General features: G+C 62.2%; 15 protein-coding genes and 1 pseudogene. 3 read left to right on the plus strand and 13 right to left on the minus strand.

The features are described from left to right. Positions 1 to 208: 208 nt before the first annotated feature. The gene (locus tag E9536_RS39380) at positions 209 to 2,053 is read right to left on the minus strand and encodes a PAS domain S-box protein (RefSeq protein ID WP_136472965.1); all 1,845 of its coding nucleotides are present in this window, start codon (positions 2,051 to 2,053) and stop codon (positions 209 to 211) included. Further along, a complete protein-coding gene (locus tag E9536_RS39385; protein ID WP_136472967.1) occupies positions 2,050 to 3,159 on the minus strand; it encodes an ABC transporter substrate-binding protein in 1,110 nt (369 codons plus the stop codon). The genes E9536_RS39380 and E9536_RS39385 overlap by 4 nt, the downstream gene beginning before the upstream one ends. Before the next feature lie 246 nt (positions 3,160 to 3,405). Between E9536_RS39385 and E9536_RS39390 the strand changes: the two genes are divergently transcribed. Beyond that, positions 3,406 to 4,038 carry a response regulator transcription factor gene (locus E9536_RS39390; RefSeq protein ID WP_136472969.1) on the plus strand — a complete coding sequence of 211 codons (633 nt, stop codon included), beginning with the start codon at positions 3,406 to 3,408 and terminating at the stop codon, positions 4,036 to 4,038. 73 nt (positions 4,039 to 4,111) lie between these two features. On the opposite strand, the gene E9536_RS39395 is transcribed toward E9536_RS39390, so the two are convergent. The 11 genes from E9536_RS39395 to E9536_RS39445 form a co-directional block, all read right to left on the minus strand. Continuing rightward, entirely contained in the window at positions 4,112 to 4,810 is a 699-nt protein-coding gene (locus tag E9536_RS39395) for a recombinase family protein (protein ID WP_247873581.1), read from the minus strand. Between the two features lie 1,257 nt (positions 4,811 to 6,067). Then, complete coding sequence (locus E9536_RS39400; RefSeq protein WP_136472971.1) at positions 6,068 to 6,781, minus strand: SDR family oxidoreductase; 714 nt, start codon at positions 6,779 to 6,781, stop codon at positions 6,068 to 6,070. A gap of 32 nt (positions 6,782 to 6,813) precedes the next feature. Beyond that, entirely contained in the window at positions 6,814 to 7,596 is a 783-nt protein-coding gene (locus E9536_RS39405) for a DeoR/GlpR family DNA-binding transcription regulator (protein WP_136472973.1), read from the minus strand. 119 nt (positions 7,597 to 7,715) lie between these two features. Then, positions 7,716 to 8,882, minus strand: a complete 1,167-nt coding sequence (locus E9536_RS39410) for an exo-alpha-sialidase (RefSeq protein WP_247873586.1) — start codon at positions 8,880 to 8,882, stop codon at positions 7,716 to 7,718. A gap of 88 nt (positions 8,883 to 8,970) precedes the next feature. Beyond that, positions 8,971 to 10,383, minus strand: a complete 1,413-nt coding sequence (locus E9536_RS39415) for a sodium:solute symporter family protein (RefSeq protein WP_136472977.1) — start codon at positions 10,381 to 10,383, stop codon at positions 8,971 to 8,973. A gap of 81 nt (positions 10,384 to 10,464) precedes the next feature. Then, positions 10,465 to 12,792, minus strand: coding sequence for a 4-hydroxythreonine-4-phosphate dehydrogenase PdxA (pdxA, locus tag E9536_RS39420; protein ID WP_136472979.1), 2,328 nt, complete (start codon positions 12,790 to 12,792; stop codon positions 10,465 to 10,467). After that, the gene (locus tag E9536_RS39425; protein ID WP_136472981.1) at positions 12,789 to 13,958 is read right to left on the minus strand and encodes an iron-containing alcohol dehydrogenase; all 1,170 of its coding nucleotides are present in this window, start codon (positions 13,956 to 13,958) and stop codon (positions 12,789 to 12,791) included. Before E9536_RS39425 ends, pdxA begins: the two co-directional genes overlap by 4 nt. Positions 13,959 to 14,004: 46 nt before the next feature. Then, entirely contained in the window at positions 14,005 to 14,892 is an 888-nt protein-coding gene (gene dapA, locus E9536_RS39430; protein WP_136472983.1) for a 4-hydroxy-tetrahydrodipicolinate synthase, read from the minus strand. A 67-nt stretch (positions 14,893 to 14,959) separates the two neighbouring features. Beyond that, positions 14,960 to 16,111 carry a porin gene (locus tag E9536_RS39435; protein ID WP_136472985.1) on the minus strand — a complete coding sequence of 384 codons (1,152 nt, stop codon included), beginning with the start codon at positions 16,109 to 16,111 and terminating at the stop codon, positions 14,960 to 14,962. Positions 16,112 to 16,527: 416 nt separating this feature from the next. Next, on the minus strand, positions 16,528 to 17,490 hold the full coding sequence (locus E9536_RS39440) for a D-glycerate dehydrogenase (RefSeq protein WP_136472987.1): 963 nt from the start codon (positions 17,488 to 17,490) through the stop codon (positions 16,528 to 16,530). 76 nt (positions 17,491 to 17,566) lie between these two features. Next, complete coding sequence (locus E9536_RS39445; protein ID WP_136472989.1) at positions 17,567 to 17,773, minus strand: hypothetical protein; 207 nt, start codon at positions 17,771 to 17,773, stop codon at positions 17,567 to 17,569. Between the two features lie 30 nt (positions 17,774 to 17,803). Here E9536_RS39445 and E9536_RS39450 point away from each other — a divergent pair, with 30 nt between their 5' ends. Beyond that, the gene (locus E9536_RS39450) at positions 17,804 to 18,562 is read left to right on the plus strand and encodes an SDR family oxidoreductase (RefSeq protein WP_136472995.1); all 759 of its coding nucleotides are present in this window, start codon (positions 17,804 to 17,806) and stop codon (positions 18,560 to 18,562) included. 96 nt (positions 18,563 to 18,658) lie between these two features. After that, a pseudogene (locus E9536_RS39455) lies at positions 18,659 to 18,827 on the plus strand (MFS transporter); the annotation flags it as partial.

Genomic DNA, 18,827 nt, shown 5'->3' on the forward strand with positions numbered 1-18,827 from the left:
TCCGCTATGCTGCGGATCATGATCGTCACCGCAACATACTGCGAAGACGGGTCCAGTATAGAGAGCCTTCGTGACGGAATGCAACAAAAAAACATCTGCCGGGTTCGTACAGACATTGCATGGCGCGCGAACAGATGCGGAGTCTCGTCCGACATCCTTTTTCCGCAGTGAATAGCCGACCGGATGGATGCTTGCAGCGATGCCGCTATCACCATGTCTGGTGCGACTGTTGCGATATGTTCAACGTTTTCGGCAACACGACCCGGACGATCGTCCCGTTCCCGACAGCACTGTCAATCTCGATAGTCGCGCCCAGCGCGCGCGCCCGTTCCTGCATTCCGAGCAAGCCATAGGAGTTTCGCCGGTGTTTTATGTCCGTTTCGAAGCCCTGACCGTCGTCCTCGACCGTGAGCTCATAGGCCGCGCCCAGATCGACGATGCGCAATTCGGCGCGAGTCGCATTGGCATGCCGCGCGACATTGGTAAGCGCCTCCTGGGCCACACGAAATACGGCGGTCGCGCGCGCATCGTCGAGCCGAGGCTCTTCGCCGGCGAGGAGGAAACGGCACGGCATCCCGTGACGCGAAAATTCCGACGCCAGCCATTCCAGGGCGGACGCCAGGCCGTAATTGAGCGCGGCTGGACGAAGATTGCTCGCGACGTCCCGCACGATCCGCAGCGTTCTGTCTACAAGCTCCGTCATCTCGGCAATTTTTACGGCGTGCTGCTCGGAAGCCGGTATACGCCTTCCGAACAGCGCGAGGTTTATTTTCAATGCGGTCAACAGTTGACCGAGTTCGTCGTGAATCGTCATTGCAATCTGCTTGCGCTCATCCTCACGGATCGATTCCATGTGGGCGGCCAACTGCTGCAGTTGATGCTTTGAATCCAGTAGATCGGCCTCGGCGCGCCGCCGCTCGGCAACTTCTCGGGCAAGGCTCTCGCGATTTCTCAGCAATCGTATGCGTGCATGTCGCTGCACGGTAACATCCGCGATCATGCCCTCCAGCAGCTCAACGGTTCCGGACGCGTTCCTCACGGCCCGGGCGTTGAGTTCCACCCATATCCGTTCGCCATGCAACTTGCGCAACGGCATCTCGAGCCCGACGATTCCTTGATTCGTTGCCGCCTTAGCGAATAGTTCGCTCACCTGCGCCGCGGAAAACAAATGTGCGGGCGCATCTCCGCCCACGCTTGCCTCCTTCAGACGGCCAGCTGACGGGTAATCGAACAATCGGACCATCGCTGGGTTCACGTCCAGAAACCGGCCGCGTCGGTTCAGCAGGAATATCCCTTCGCTCGCGTTCTCGAAGATGCACCGATACTTTTCCTCGCTCGCGCGCAACAATCCCATCGTCGCGCGTAGATTGCTGGCCATGGCGTTGACACGCGTCGCGAATACGGCAAGCTCGTCGTTCGCTCCAACCGGGCATTTGACATTCAGATCGCCCGATGCAATTCGGTCGACGTCCAGTGACAGCCTTGCAATCGGTCGCAGCACAAGCCATTGCAGCAGATGAAACGTGGCGAAATAGAGTCCTGCCAGCACGCAAAAAAGTATAACGAACAGCGTCTTGTGTGCGCGTCGAACCTGAACTCTTGCGGGGTCTTTCGACATCACCACGCGAAGTTCACCCAGTCGCTCCGATTGCCCACTACCCTGACGCACGTGATATATCGCGGTCACCTGAACGACCTGGTCCGTCGGCAAGCCGGCAGGACGCGGCTTTACCGATGAAACGATGCCCGTGTTGGCTGCGGTGACGGTGAGCTCGAGGACTTCCGGGTTCGCCGCAAGAGAATTGAGCAGCGCATCGATGGACGATTTGTCGACATTCCAGAGCGCCGGCGCGACCGCCAGGCTGAGGATGCCGCTGATGCGTGACGTCTCACCCTGCACCGCCGCGAGATAAACTTTCTCTTCGTGTGCAATCAACGTGTAGCCGCCGATTCCGCCAACGATCGACACCATGACAAACAACGCCAACATCATCTGGCCGTGCAACCCAAGACGCCAACGCACGCGTATCGGCGATTTGACGCGAGACGTCATGAAAATTTCTTCACGTGGTGAAGTAGACGATCGATGCTGAAGTCGTAGTCGGCGCAACCGGTACCGCGGCGTCGGGAAAAAATGCTGAAATCGGGATCACCGGCGCCGTCGAACAGCCGCTCGTAATAGAACGATGCGTTTCCACGATGTACAAGCGTGAGGAAGTCGAATTTCCGGCGCGCGTCGCCATTCACGGCAAAGTCCATTCCAGCGTGGTGATCGTGGATCAAAACCATCGCAAACGCCCCGACGAAGTAGTCTCCCGCCATCATCGCCGTCAGCCGGCCACGCATGATACCGACGAGCGCCTCCGGCAACGCACCCATCCCTCCGACGATCACGTTTGCCCCCTGCTCGTCGCATGCCCGCTGCGCGCCCAACGTCATCGCATCGTTTCCCGCCCATATCATGTTGGTATCCGGGTATCGCTTCAACAGAATCCGGGCCTTGTCGTAGGCGTCATCGAAGCGCCAGTTGCCGAAGGCCAGCTGGTTCAGGCGAGCGTGCGGCACATACGTCAACCAGTCCTGTACGCCTCGCGCACGCTCGAGCGACACAGGTGTCGATGGATCGCCGGTAATGCCCACGACCCTGGGCGATACCCCTTCCATCGTTCGATAGAGATATTTCATCAATCGGAACGCGGCGCTTCTCGTGTCGGATTTAACCGTACCAATCCAGTTGCGGAAGGCGCCGCGCTCGTGGCCAATCTCGTTGCGCTGCGCCGGCGTCATGTCGTTATGGACCAACATGATCATGGCGGTCGATCGACTCAGCAACCTCAGCATCTCCGGCGCCATGAGCTTTTCGTTCGCGATCACGACGTAGTCGGGCGCGGACGCGCGATGTGCAAGCGCTTCCGCCTGACGGAGCATCAGCAGGTGATCGCGCTCGGCATACACGACCTCGAGCCGCATCTGCAATGCTTTCGCGGCTGCCGTCATGAACCGCGTCATGAGTTGCCACTGTTGCCCGTTCGCGCGCTGAGCGGACTCGCCAGGATTGAGGAATACCACGTTCGGCGACGACGAAATCGGACGCGGCGCGCGGATCGCCGTCGTCACGATGGATCCGCATCCACCGAGCAGGATCTGTCTTCTGTTCATGAAACCGTGACACCGCTGACTGCAAAAAGTGCTCGCATGGGCCCCGCCCGCCTCCTCGCCGTCACGCGATTATGCGATGTAGTCAATGCTGGCATGCGTAACTGCGAATTTTTTCCCGCACAATTATAATCGCTTCAATTCTTTCCCATTGCGAAGCAACACTTGCGGGAAATCGCCGTCACCGCACCGAATCGGTGCGGCGAAATCCAGTCTGCCCCAGCATTTCGCCGAGTTTCGATCCGCCTTATGATCCGCACCCTTATCGTCGACGATCACACCCTCGTTCGCGCCGGCATCAAACAGATCCTCGCCATGACGCCTGACATCGTCGTCGTTGCGGAGGCCAGGGACGGTAGTGAGGGGCTTGAACGGTTGCGCGTTCAGCCAATCGACATGCTGCTTCTCGATATGACACTGCCGGGGTTGTCCGGCGTCGAGCTGATCCGCGCGATCCGTCACGGATATCCGACGCTGCCGATCCTCGTGCTGAGCGTCCATAACGACAGCCAGACGGTCACGCGCGCGCTGCGCGCGGGCGCGTCCGGCTACCTGGCGAAGGACAGCGAGCCTCAGATCCTGATTTCAGCGATTCACCGGCTCGCCGGCGGCGGCCGCTTCATCGATCCGAAGCTCGTCGAAGCGGTGGTCTTCGATGCGCCTCAGTCGTCGCCAGCTGACAAAGAAGTGTTGTCAACTCGCGAACTGCAGGTGCTGGAACGTCTCGCCGCCGGCTATACCGTCAATGAAATCGCTGCGGAGTTTTCTCTGAGCGCCAAAACGATCAGCACACACAAGATGAGGCTTATGCAGAAGCTGGGAATCCACAATAATGCCGATTTGATTCGCTATGCAATAGAAAACAACGTCTGCGCAAGCTAATTTACGCACCAATTAAAACAACATATCACCGACATCCGCCAGAAATAATCGACTTATAATTAATTAGCCAAACTCACTCAGACTCAACACCCCTCGCAAGGTTGCACTGATCATTTACCAGATGAGATTTCACGTATCGCATCAAGGTAGTGCGATGTACATTGAACTGCTTTGCGACTTGTGACGGCGTAAATTGTTTCAACAAATCGCGCGCCTCGATGCATTGCGCATCGTTCAAGATCTTCGGTCGGCCAATCTTGCTACCGCGATCACGCGCCGCCTCCATGCCGGCGCGCGTGCGCTCGCTGATCAGCCCGCGCTCGAACTCTGCAAGCGCCGCAAGCATATGAAACGTGAACCGGCCGCTCGATGATCTCGTATCGATATATTCAGTCAGCGAAACGACGCGGATCTTTCGCTTGTCAAGCTGCGCCATGATGTTCGCCAGATGACCAAGAGACCGGCCGAGCCTGTCGAGCTTCCAGACGACGAGCGTGTCGCCCTGGGTCATGATCTCAAGCGCGCTATGCAAGCCCGGACGATCGAATCTTGCACCGGAGATACCTTTATCGAAATAGGTGACATCGCAGCCAAACCCCTCGAGCGCCTTGATCTGCATATCGAGATGCTGTTCATCGGTTGATACACGGGCATATCCGACTTTTTTTCTCGTTTCACTCACACCATTCACCCGAATATTTATGTGGAAATACGCATCATCGCGGGGCTGCAATGGCGTTTCATCGTTGCCGTCGCATGCACTCGACAGCACAAAGCGTAGCCCGACACCCTATCCAATACTGTTAATCATTGTAAATGAAAAGAGAAATAATTCAATATAACTGCATAATCCTACAATTACTTAGGATTCGCCTCAAACATCCGATAAGGATTTCCTTACACGATCACGAAAAATCCCAAAATTTGATGATTTGGCGATTGGTACGGGAATAGTTTTTTAGAGAATTGGCTGGCCCAGATTCGACAATAAATGATCTCGTTGGTTAAACGTGAACGCCCGCTTGCTGATGAAACCCAGCGGACAGCCGACACCAGCGTTGAGGGTCATAAGGAACCGACCGTCGCTCCGTCGGCCGTATTCGTCCTCTGCGACAGTTCCTCGAGCCGATAGCCTCGGGTGTAAACGGCACCGAGCCTCACTCCATTCGCGAGCAACAACCCACGCTCCTTTCAGAGCCGGTAAATGTGCGTATCGAGCGTCCGTGACGCCTCGCCGAGTGCACGGCCGCATACGGTCATTTCGGCAAGTTGCCTCGATACGATCGTGCCGACATTACGGAACAACAAGCTTCGAGTTCGTACTCCTTAAGCATCATCCACATTCCCTCTCCCCGTAATGCAACACGGTGCCGAAGCTGGTCGAGAATAAACTTTGGCGGCATGGAGTTGAACGTCGGCATCATCTGACTAAGTTCGATTGCGGGACAGCACGCGAATTCGTCCCGCCAGCTCCATTCCATCCGCTCGACGAATTAGATAATTCATAAATTCGATAACGAACATCTGCTTACGTGACCTGTGCGCAGAAGAAAACTTGTCGCTGCAGCAACGAACCATCCAGCACAGTGCAAATCGCTCTCGGAACGCACCCATGGGCGCCCGCCGTGCCCGCTATCCGTTATGCGGAACCAGCAGGGTCGATCGACCACAGTGATTTCACAAAGGCCCGGATGCGCCGCGAACATGGCGGTGACCCGCGGCAGAATTTTGTAGCTAGTTACGCAGTGAGTCACAATTCGTTTAACTTTAGCTCGCGCCTGTGCTGTGAGTCACTACCCACACGGCGTGCGACGGGGCGGAGGTGTGGAGCTGCAATGCTCGCTACGCCATCGCGCCCTTCGACGTGCAATTCGCATAGGACTTTCCGTCAATGAGTCACCTCGTTCAGATTGTTCCCGGAGTGTTATTCTCGTCCGATGTACTTAGCCCCGACTGGGGCAGCAAGTATCGACAGGACGTCTTGGCCGACGACATCATCCAGAACCGGAAACCCGTCTGACGATCGCTTTCAAGTCGTCGAGGCCCCTGCAGCTGGAAGCGAACTCCCGCCGCAAATCATGATCTGCTGTCCGGTAATGGCGCCTGCTTCGGGACCCAGCAGGTATGTCACGAGCGACGCCACCTCGCCCGGCCGGATGTATCGACCGATAGGCGGGATGACGGGCGCACTCGACGTGCGGGCTGGATCGGCGAGCATCGGCGTCTCGGTGGCGGCCGGTGACACGACATTGACGGTGATGCCGCGCGGCGCCAGTTCGATCGCCCACGATCGTGCCATTCCGACGATCGCGGCCTTCGCGGCCGCATACTGGCTGCGCCCTGCCGCACCGCCTGACGTACGACTTCCCACCAACACGATACGGCCGCCATCGCGCATCATAGGAACCAGCGCGTCAGCGAGCATGGCCGCAGCGCCCACATGGATTCGCCACATCGCCTCCCCGCTCCCCGCATCAAGCGCACCGAGCCGCGCGGTTTTCAAGAACCCGGCTGCATGCACGAGGCCGTCCACGGCACCGATTGCCGTCACGACGGCGCCAATCGCGTCCAGATCCGTTAGATCTGCCCGTACATGCCGGAACCCGACGTGCGACAGATCAGGCGACGTGCGGCTCAGCCCGATGACCTCATGGCCGTCGTCGAGCAGCCGCACCGCGATGGCACGCCCGATGCCGGAACTGGCTCCTGTCACGATGATTCGGTGCATCACGTTTGTCTCCATCCGATGAAACGGGGCAATTTTTCGCACTACCGTTACGTCGCGGCGTCCTCTTTGACCACGACCGACTCGACCGTCACACCGGCGACATGCTCGAAAGCGCGCAGTCGTTCGTTCGATGGAGCTGCATCGGTGATCAGCGTCCATGGCTTCTCGATCGGTGCCCAATGCTGCTGGCTGTCGCGATTCAGCTTGTCGGCTGTGGCCAGCACGAAGACGTCCGCCGCCTGCCGCATCACGCATTCCTTCAGGTACGCCTGTTCGGCCGTCGCTTCGCACAAGCCCCGCCCTGGAACGACACCATCCGCACCCAGAAATGCCTTGTCGAAACTGATGCGTGTCAGCGCAAGTTGCGCGATCGGGCCGAACGTGCTCATGCTTGATTCGCGCACGTCGCCACCCAGCAGCATCAACGGCACGCTGCTGCCCGCGAGGCGCTGCACGGCCAGTAGATTGTTCGTCACGACGCGAACGTCATGACGTGCCGAAAGCGCTTTCGCGAGTGCCGCTGTCGTCGTCCCGCCGTCGAGGAACACCGTGTCACCGGCCGCAACGTGTTGCGCAGCGGCCTCGCCGATCGCCTCCTTCTCCGCCTGGAAGCTGTGACTGCGCTGCTCGAGCGATTCCTCTGGCACGTGCGCGCTGACCGACGCCGCACCGCCGTAGGTTCGCAGAATCAGACCTTCGTCGGCCAGCGCTCGCAGGTCGCGACGCACCGTGGCTTCTGACATACCGAAGTGGTCGCACAACGCCGCGACTTCGGTCATTCCGGACAGGACGGCCTGGAGCATGGCCTCCCGGCGGTGGGTAACTTTCATGTTCTGATCGGGAAAAGGTTGAATGCACGGACCACTCGCGCTGCATATGAATGCGCGAATGCGATTGCGACGACGTAGTGTATCCATTTTCCCAACCTGTTCCGCCCGGCCCCCCGTGCCTACGCAGCCGCGCGCGCGCCGGCGGACACCCAATCCTCGGCGACGGCAACATACTTGATTCGTTGCCGGAAGTACGTATACGCGATGTGCAGCGTGCCATCCCGCGACTGAACGATCGACGGATACGAGAATTCGCGATTCAATTTATCCGTCGAATTGTTCGTCATGCAGTAGCCGTCGCCGGTCTCGAGATTGCGCATCAGCGGCCACGTGCAGCCGCCGTCGAGCGAGACGGCGAGCGTCATAGGTGCGCGGGGCGCACCCCAGAACGCCGTGCCACGCGCCGACGCCGCCTGTGTGGCGAGCACACCGCTGTCTTCCGAATCCTCGATGTCGTCGTACAGCGATGTGCGGCGCGCGGTACTCAGCGCGGCGCTGCTGCGGTTGAATACGAGTCCGAGATGGCCATTCGCGAGCGCGACGAACTGGATTGACGAATTGTTGTTCGGTAGGTCGAGTGCCTGCGGCTCGCTCCATGCGCAGCCGTCTATCGAGCGGCTGATGTATACGTGATCGGCCCAGCGGCTGCGGAACAACGCAACCAGCGTGCCATCCTCCAGCGGCTGGATGTTCATGTGGACACATCCCACGCTCGCCGGCACTTCGTGCTCGGTCCAGCTCGCGCCGCGATCGGTCGAGCGCATCACGACGCTGACATCGTCGTTGCCCGACCAGCGTTCGCCCGGCGTCACGCGGCACAGGAAAGCCGGACACAGCCATGCGCCGTCCAGTGCGACGACAATCGGCTGCCGCACGAAGGTGCCCGGTCGGTCGAACAGCGTGTCGACCGGGCCCCATGTGCGTCCGTTGTCGCGCGACACACGGCGCCGGACGATCGCAGTATTCTGATGACCCGATTGCTGCGCCGTATAGATAAGCCACAACTCGCCTTCCGGCGTCTCGAACAATACCGGGTTCTGCTCGGAGCGCGTCGGGTCGTCGGATAGACGTTCCGGTTCGCTCCACGTCTTGCTGCCCGCCTCGAGGCGCGCCAGGTAGATGGAAATATCGGGAATGCCTTCCTGCGTGCCGCCGAACCACACGCACAACAGATCGCCGTTGGCGAGTCCGATCAGGTTGGCCGCGTGATTCTGCACAGTCGTCGTCGGTAGATACGCGTCGGTTCGTGCGTCGTCGCCTATGGGATGATGCAGCGCCCCCGGCATCGTCGTCGCCTGCTCAGGCAAGGTGGATGTAGACGTCATCGTTGAAATCCCTTTGTGTTGGTTCATCGCGCAATCGATCACTTCCGTGTCACGCGTCGTTGTGCGCGACACGCGTGTTCGATGGCGTACGCGAAATCGGAAACAACAGCCTCTCGGCGGCCATCACGATGGCCGGCACCACGAGCGACACGTACATGTTGTCGATCCCGAACGGGTTGCCAAGGAGGTACCAGACGGTGGTCGCCAGCGTGGCGATGACGAGTGCAGAAATCGCCCCGCGGTTGCTATTGAAGAACGGCAGATAAATTCCCATCAACGCAACCACCGTTACCGTCAATCGCAGCGCGCGCGTAAAGAACGACAGCGCAAGAATCTGCGGCACGAACAGCACAAAGATCAGCGGCAGAAACCCGACGACAAAGGAGATGATGCGTGTCGTACGCAGTTCACGTTCCGGAGTCGGTTGGTAGCGCGGCACGTAGAAATCCTTCACGATCAGCGATGCAATCGCCAGCGCGACCGTACTGACACTCACGAAGATCGACGCGACCAGCGAAACCGTGACGATGCCCGCCAACACCGGATGCATGTGCTGCAGGAAAACCGGTAGCGCGTAAAGGCTCTTGATGTTCGGAAACAGGTAGCGGGCAGCGACGCCGAGCACGCCGAGCGCAACCGCGAGTGGCACGCACAGGGCGGCGGCGATGAGCGTGGAACTGCGTGCGTCATTCGCGGATTTCGCACCGCAAATCGCCTGGATGATGAATTGTGTCGAGAAGATCGCACCGGCAGTGCCGATGATCCACGCGCCGATCGTGCCGCCGTTGAGCAATCCGTTCCAGGTGAAGTAATGCTGCGGCATCGCGTGCACCATCGGCGTGATGCCGCCCGTCATCGACAGCGCGACCCACACGAGGATTGCGATGCCGATCAGCTTGACCGCGCTGTGGAAGATGGTCACGTACGCGACACTCTTGAGCCCGCCGTACGCGAAATAGATCGTGCTGACAACCGCGGTGATGAACGCGGCGGTCGGCAGATTGACACGCAGCACCGTGGAGATCGCGGCCGCGCCGCTCACGTAATTCCCGACGTTGACGATGAACAATGCGTAGATCATCACCGCCGACACGACGAGCTTTGCCGTCTTGCCGTACTTCTGCGCGATGAAACCGGAGATGGTGAACTCACCAGACCGATACAGCCGCTTCGCCATGAAGAGGCCGAACAGCAGGAATCCGATCGATGCGGCGAGCACCGACCAAGATGCGGCGATACCGACCTTGAACGCCTCCTGCGACGTGCCGATCGTCGACTTCGCGCCGATGAACTCGGACATCAGCAGCACCGCGATGACGATCGCGGGCGTCGAGCGCCCCGCTACCATGAACTGCTCCGGCGTCTTGCTGCGCAACCGGATGCTGAGCCAACCCGTGGCCGCGATATACGCGCACACCATCGCGACAATGATGGTGGTGTCCCATACAGTGAACTGATTCATCGATGTCTCCATATTTTTTCTGCAACGCGCCGGGTTGCGCCGATACGGGGCCCCGGCCGCGCGGCGGATCGTCGAACCGGCTCAGGCGGCCTGGACGGCGCGGCGCGTTGCGAGGTCTTGAGCCTGCTTGAGCGCCTCGAGCAGGCTGCCTTCGTCTGCGATGCCCTTGCCCGCGATGTCGAACGCGGTACCGTGATCGACCGACGTGCGAATCACCGGCAGGCCGACCGTGACGTTGACGCCGGCTTCGAGTCCCATCACCTTGACCGGCCCGTGTCCCTGGTCGTGGTACATCGCGACGACCACGTCGAAATCCCCGCGCCCAGCGCGAAAGAACAGCGTGTCGGCCGGAAGCGGCCCTTCCACGTCCCACCCGCGCTCGCGCAGCACCGCGACTGCTGGGACGATCTTTTCTTCTTCCTCGCCATAGCCGAACAGCCCGTTCTCACCCGCGTGCGGATTAATCCCGCACACACCGATGCGCGGCGATTCGATGCCCGTGCGCACGAGGGTCTCGTGCGCACGCTCGATCGTGCGCTGCACGAGCCCGGGTTCGATGCAGCGAATCGCGTCGATGATCCCGATGTGTGTCGTCACGTGAATCACGCGCAGCTTCGGCGCGACGAGCATCATCGATACCTCCGGAATGCCGGTCAGATGCGCGAGCATTTCCGTATGGCCGGGGAAAATATGCCCGCCCGCATGCAGCGCTTCCTTGTTCAGCGGCGCCGTGCAGATCGCGTCTAGCTCACCCGCGGACGTAAGCTCGACAGTGCGCGCGATGTACTGGTACGCGGCATCGCCGGCAACCGGCGACAGCTTGCCGTACGGCAGGTCGGCCGGAATCAGGCCAAGATCGATGCAGTCGACTTCGCCGTAGCGAAATTGCGCGTCGGCCGGCTTCGCGATCGGCCGCACCACGAGCGACACACCCGTACGCCGGGCAGCGTCGGCCAGCCGCCGAGCGTCGCCGATCACGAGCGGTCGGCAGCCGTCGTAGACCGACGCATGCGCGAGACTCTTCATAATGATTTCAGGTCCCACGCCGGCGGCATCGCCCATCGTGATTCCGATTACCGGACGATATGTCATGTCTTCCTCTCCGCTGAATGGACGCGCTGGATGCGCGTCCGCTTGCTGCATGGCGACGAGCCGTTGCCATGCACGATGTAGCGAATCGGGCTGGCCGAAGCCGCCCGCCTTCGTGACGACCGGCAACACGCGGCCGTGATGGTCGGCGGCCAGCAACGGCACGCCGGTTTCGATTTCTGCGACGACCTGCAGCGTGTTAACGCCGATCGCCGACAGCAGCGCGCGCGCCGTCTCGCCGCCGGTCGCGATCACGCCGGCCGCGTGATCGACGGCAGGTGCGAGATCATCGGCCAGGCGCCGCGCGAGCAACGCGCCGTCGTCGGCCGCGACCCGTTCGGCCTGGTCAAGCGCGACGATCGCGTGGCGACCTCGCATCAGGGTGGCCGCGACGCGCGTGGCCAGCGTCAGCGCGGCCGAGCTGACCGGATCGAGCAGTTCGCGGGCATCCACGTCGAAACGATCGACCGAATCGGCGGCCGCCGCGTGTAGTTCGGCGACCTGTCGGTGCGAGACGCTCGACATGCTGCCGACCAGTGTCAGGATGCCGCGCGGATGGGCCGCACCCGGACCCGGGAACGGTCCTGGCACGCCGCCGCACTGCGCAGCCGATCGCGACTCGCCGGTCAGGCGCGCAATGAGCGGAGCCGCGAGTCCAGCCGAACCGACCCAGAACACGTCGTCGAGCGTCGACGAGGCCGCCGCGACGTTCGCCAGGTCATCGTCCGTTTCGCTGTCGCACACGACCGCATCGCTGCGTGCGGCATGGCACGCGACGAATCGGTCGCGCAACGCGGCAACGCCGCCACGCACGGCGGCCAGATCGACGTGCGCGACACGCAATCCCCCGTACGACAGCATCGCGACGAGATCTCCGGCGCCCGAAATGCCTTCGTTGCGCCACACCTCCGTCTTCTCGACCGGCTCGCCGAACACGTACTGACGGCCGCCGACGGTCGTCCTGCCGGCGGCAGGAAATGCGGGTGCGACGATCGCCATGCCGGCATCCGCCAGCGCGGCGATTTCAGCGGCGACATGCCCGCGCAGCGTGGAGTCGATCTTCTTGTAGAGCCTGCGGCCGTCGGCATACCGACGCCACGCGTCGCGGTTCAGCCGAGCCGCGCTTTCGCTCGCAAGGCGCCGCGTGTCGGTATCAATGGCCAGCACGTCGACATCGCTCCACACGTCCCCCAGGTGCGGGTCGAGACCGATGCGACTGTCGAGACCGCAGCGCGTGCCGGCCACCGCGCAATCGGCCGTCCCCGACAGATCGTCGGCGATGATCAATATCCGCGCGGCGTCGTTCGAATGCGCGGTCATGGCAGCAACCGCCGGTAGATGGCTTTGATGTCGTCGAGCGTGAGCGGCTTCGGGTTGTTGCCGAGCAGTCGCTTGACCTTCGACGCGGCGATCGCCAGCGGCTCGACGTGCGCGTCGGTCACGCCGAATGCGCGCAAATCCTGCGGGATCGCGAGCGCGGCCGTCCATTCGCGGATGCGCTCGAGCAGTTTGTTCGCCGCCGCCTCATCGCCGTCGTCGTGCCGCGCGATCGCGAGCGCATGCGCGACTCGCGCGAGCCGTCCGACGATCGCATCGAGATTGAAGGCCATCACGTGCGGCAGCAGCATCGAGTTCGCGACGCCGTGCGTAATGTTGAACATGCCGCCGAGCGGATAGGCGAGCGCGTGAACGGCCGCCGTGCCCGCCGCCGTCAACGCGAGGCCACCGTACATCGAACCGAGCAGCATCGCCTCGCGCGCGGGCAGTGAATGACCGTTCTCGTAAGCGTCGAGCAGGTTTGCGCCGATGAGTCGCATCGACTCCATCGCGAACATGTCGCTGACCGGGTTCGCCTTGGTGGAAATGTACGATTCGAGCGCGTGGATGAACGCGTCCATGCCGGTTGCGGCCGTGATCGGCTTCGGCAAGTCGAGCGTCAGCGCCGCATCGAGAATCACCAGTTGCGGCAGCAGATGCCGGCTCACGATACCGACCTTCAATTCCTCGTCCGGCAACGTGACGATTGCGTTCGGCGTGACTTCGGAGCCGGTGCCGGACGTCGTCGGCACGAGAACCAGCGGCACGCCGGGAGACGCGATCAGATCGATGCCGAGCCATTCGCGCAGCGGTTGCTCGTTGGTCAGCCGCACCGCGAACAGCTTCGCGGCATCGAGTACGCTGCCGCCGCCGATCGACAGCACGGCGTCCGGTGCAAACGGCTCGATCTGCTCGCGGAACACGGCCTCGACGTTTTCGATCGTCGGTTCCGGCTGTACGTCACGCACAATCAGCGTCTCGATGTCCCTGCTCGCGAGCGCCGAAACGACGCGCCCCGCAACGCCATTCGCTTCAATGAATGGCTGCGTGATGAACGCGATCCGACGGACCGGACGGTCGAGCAGCGCGAGCTTGTCGGGCAGTTGATCGAGACTGTTCGGGCCGTGCACGATGTGCCGGACGGTCTGGAAATGATAGGTGGGATGCATGTCAGGACTCTCTGTTGCAGTCGGTTTCGTGAGGGGGCACGCGAACTCAGCCTGCGCGCGGATAGGCCGCGAGCGCAGACACGAGGCGTTCGCGCGCTGCCGCGTCGAGCGGCTGAGCCGGCGCTCGCGCGGGCCCGGCCGGCATCCCGAGGAGGCCAGCCGCCTCCTTCAGCACGACCGGCAGCGTACCGAGCGCAAACGCGTCGCGCAGCGGGCGCAGCGCTTCCTGCGCACGGCGCGCCGCTGCGATCTCGCCGGCGCGGAAGTTGTTCCAGATCGACATGACGACGCCTGGCACCGCGTTGGTCGTCGCAGCGACCGCGCCGTCGCCGCCGGCGATCAGCGTCCAGAGGATCATCGAGTCGGTCCCGGTGAACACCGCGAAATCGTCACGACGCAGATTGATCAACTGCAACAGGCGATCGAAATCTCCGCCGCTGTCCTTGATCCCCCGGATGTTCGGGATCTCGGCGAGACGGCGCACGGTATCGACGCTCAACGTGATGCCCGCCTTCGCGGGGATCGTGTACAGCATCACCGGCAGCGTCGTTGCGCGCGCGATCCGCTCGTAGTGCGTCAGCAGTTCCGACTGCGTCGCGCCGTTGAAGTACGGCGTAATGACCGACACCGCGTCGACGCCGACTTCCTGCATCCGCGCATTCAGCGCAATCACATCGCGGGTCGCATATGCGCCCGTGCCAGCGATTACAGGCACGCGGCCACGCGACTGCTCGACCGCGATGCGTGCCACGCGCAGCTTTTCCGCTTCTGAAAGCGCGATGAACTCGCCGTTGGTGCCCAGCACGAACAACCCATGCACACCCGCGTCGATCAGGCGATCGACCAGCGTGCGCAGCCCTGCCTCGTCGATCTCCTCGTCATGCGTCATCGGCGTGATCAGTGCCGGAACAATTCCCTTGAACGTGATTGCCATGCTGAAACTCCGTGTTATTGCCGGGGTGCCATGCAGCCCGGCGCCATGCTAGGTCGCGCCGAGCGGCTCAGAACTTGTGCCGGATGCCGAGCGCCGCGACGATCTGATGAGAATTGCCCGAAGCGGTGACGGGCCACAACGCAGCGACTGCCTGCTTGCCCGTCGAATCGACGCCGCTCGCGCGCTGGTAGGCGGTCGTCAGATAGAGATCGGTCCGCTTCGACAGGAAGTAGTCGGCGCCCGCGCCGATCTGGTTGTAGTGCGCGTCGCCCGCGCCGTGGCTGCGCGTATATGAATACGCAACCCCCGCGAGCAACGTCGGCGAGAACTGATAACTGAAATTCGCCTCCGCGTTGTCGAACACGGCCGTCGCGCCTTTGAAGCGTGCGATCGGTGCAGCAGCCGCATTGGAGCCGAGATCCTCGAAGCGCGAGTTCGAATAGATCAGACCGAACCTCGCCGCGCCGATGCTGTAGTTCGCGCCCACCGATGCGACGCGCTGCGTGCGTGCCGACGCGTATCCTGAATGGATCGGTGTGTTGTTCGGAGAGATTGCCGCGGCACCGGCCGTGCCGTCCCAGAGCGCCGTATTGGGACGTGACGTGTCGATGTATGACGCTCCAAGTGCAAGCGGGCCGCGCGTATAACCGGCGGCGATGCTCCAGATCCGGTTGTTGTTGAAGTTGCCCGGCGTACCGCCGAGGCTGAACAGGCCGCCGATCCGAAAGCCCGCGTAATCGCGGCTGATGAACTTGATGCTGGTGCTGATCCGCGCATTCACATACAAATTGTCCGTGTCGCCCGGATGCGCGCCGATGCCGCCGGCCCACTGGTTCGACGCGACGAGCGGCCCGACGAAATCGGCCGACGGTTCGTTCTGCCTGCCGAGCGTGACGGCGCCGTACTGCGTTGCGAGTCCCATCCACGCCGCGCGCCCGAATTCCCGGCCATTTTGGCCGAGTGCACCCGTGGTGCCGCTGAAGCCATTCTCGAGCTGAAAAATCGCCTTCAGTCCGCCGCCAAGGTCCTCGCTACCCTTCAGGCCCCAGCGGCTTCCCGATAACACGCCGCTCGACATCTGGTAATTGGTGCCGCCCTTCTGATTGTTGGTGTACATCAGCGAGGTGTCGATCAAGCCGTACAACGTGACGCTGCTCTGCGCATGTGCCGACATCGCGACACCCAGCAAACTGAACAGTGCGACGGACTTTCTCCTCATTCCTGTCTCCAGAATCCCGATCGTTTCGAGTGAGCGATTCAGTCATCGGGTTCCGCCGCGAGGCCCTTTCTTGACTGGCCCAATCATATTACGCTCAGAAAACGACTGATTCAATCACGCGTTTACCCTAAAAATGAGCGAATCAGTCATTTTGAGGTCGAGATCGGAGATCGATATGGCGTGGCGCCGACACGCCAGCCGCAAGGCGTTCGGCCCGAACGCACGGCCGTAAGGGAGGATCCAACCATGAACCGAACAGGCGTCAGTCAGGCAGTGCGGTTGTTTGTTGGCAGCAATCAGGAGATTGCGCTGAGCGAGGTGCAGCCACGCACGGGGGCTGAAGTAACGACGCGGTTGAAGCCGGGGGTTCCGTCATCGGACACCCCGGCATGGGCGAGCGCTCTCGCCCGCCGTCATCACAGCGCGTTCGGCGCCCCCTTCCCGTCAAGCACCGCCGCGACGTTGTCAAGCGCGGTAAACCCCATCTGGTCGCGCGTCTCGATGGTCGCGCTCGCCATGTGCGGCGACAGAAACACATTGTCGAGCGCGGCAAAGCGCGGATCGATGTTGGGTTCGTTCCGGTAAACGTCGAGCCCCGCGGCGAACAGCCGATGCGACGTCAACGCATCGTAAAGCGCATCCTCGTCGACGAGACTGCCGCGTGCCGCATTCACGAATACCGCACCGGCGCGCAGCAAGCCGAATTCGCGGCGGGTCATCAACGGCGTACCGCCGCCGGGCACGTGCAGCGTGAGGATGTCGCACTGCGGGAGCAGCGTGTCGAGATCCGCGCAATAGCGTGCGCCGGCCTCGATCTCGGGCGGTGCGGGACGCCGGTCGGTATAGACGATCTTCATCCCGAAGCCGCGCGCGCGCTGCGCGACCGCCCGGCCGATCCGCCCGAAACCGACGATTCCGAGCGTCTTGCCGTTCACGCGCGTGCCGAGCATGTCGGTCATGCCGAACGACTTTCCCCACCCCGTGCGCACGATACGCTCGTACTCCGATGCACGCCGGCACGCGGCCAGCACCAGCAGCATCGTGAAATCGGCCGTGCAGTCGGTCAGCGCATCGGGGGCGTTGCTGACCGCGATTCCGCGTGCGCGTGCGGCGGCGACATCCATGTGGTCGTACCCGGCGCTCGCGTTCGCGATGATCTTCACGCTCGGCGGCAATGCTGCGATGTGCTCGGCCTGCAGCCCCGATTTCTTGCCGATCAGCACTGCCGGCGTCTCGTAGCGGTTGCAGAACTCGACGACGGACGGCGCGTCCATGTCGGCGTCCGTTACATGCGCGTTGAATTCGGATTCTGCGCGTGCGGCGACTGCGGCGGGAACGCGTCGCGCAACCAATAGGCGGGTGCGATTGTTGTCAGGCATGGTCTCGTCCTTGGGTCGGAAAACGGAACACAGCCTACGAAGCGCAGTCGGCGCTGGTCAATATTGATTGGTTCGATCAACATGTCCGCGCGGCATTGAGCGACCGGATGATCGACCGATTCCGATCGTGTCCTCTGCCATGCGCGATGCCGTGCCGGCGCGCGAACGGCGCAGCCGCGAACTCAGGAAAACCCTGACGCCAGCCCGTCTGGACGGGGCGGTTGATATTGATTGAAAGAATCAAGATTGCTGCAAAATCGTCGCCGCGCAATGCTTTTTGCATGTTCAACGGACTGAAGACGAGGGCGTGAAAATGCAGGCAGAGAAAAAAATCGCGGCAGTGACGGGCGCCGGCACCGGAATCGGGCAGGCAGCTGCGGTTGCGCTGGCGCGAGCAGGCTTCACCGTCGCGCTGCTCGGCAGGCGTATCGATCCGCTGCTCGCGACGCAGGAGATCGTCGAGCGGGCCGGCGGCGTGGCCGCGGCCATTCCAACCGACGTTTCCGACGAGGCATCGGTCGATGCGAGCTTCACGCGGATTGCGCATGACTTCGGCCGCCTCGACGTGCTGTTCAACAACGCGGGCCGCAACGCAGGCGCCGTGCCGCTCGACGATTATTCGCTTGAGTTCTGGAACGACGTGGTCGCCACCAACCTGACCGGCGTGTTCCTGTGCGCCCGCGCCGCGTGGCGCCAGATGAAGCGCCAGACGCCGCAAGGCGGCCGCATCATCAACAATGGCTCGATCTCCGCGCACACGCCGCGCCCGAACACGATCGCGTACACGGCCACGAAGCACGCGGTCCTCGGCATCACGCGCTCGCTCGCGCTCGACGGCCGGCCGTTCAACATCGCGTGCGGCCAGATCGACATCGGCAACGCCGCCACGTCGCTGACCGAGCGGATGAACAACGGCGTGCTGCAGGCCGACGGCCGCGTCGCACCGGAGCCGCGCATCGACGTCGCGCACGTGGCAGACGCGATCGTGCAGATGGCGAGCCTGCCACTCGAAGCGAACATTCTGAACATGACGATCATGGCGAGCGCGATGCCGTTCGTCGGGCGCGGCTGACCGGACGAGCGCCGGCGTACGAGACAACCGCGCGCCGGCCCTGCAATCAGGAGACAGGAGACGACATTGAAAACCGCAGAAGAGCAGGTTTCGGTCATGCGCGAGTTCGACGCGCACGCAGGCGCCGCCAGGCGATCACGGGTGCGCTACGGCGTACTGTCGATGCTGCTCGTGGCCACGGTCCTCAACTACGTCGACCGCTCGGCGCTCGGTATCGTCGCGCCCGCGCTATCGAAGGATCTCGCGCTCACGCGTGTGCAGATGG

The sequence above is a fragment of the Burkholderia sp. LS-044 genome (assembly GCF_004803625.1).
Lineage (GTDB): Bacteria > Pseudomonadota > Gammaproteobacteria > Burkholderiales > Burkholderiaceae > Burkholderia > Burkholderia cepacia.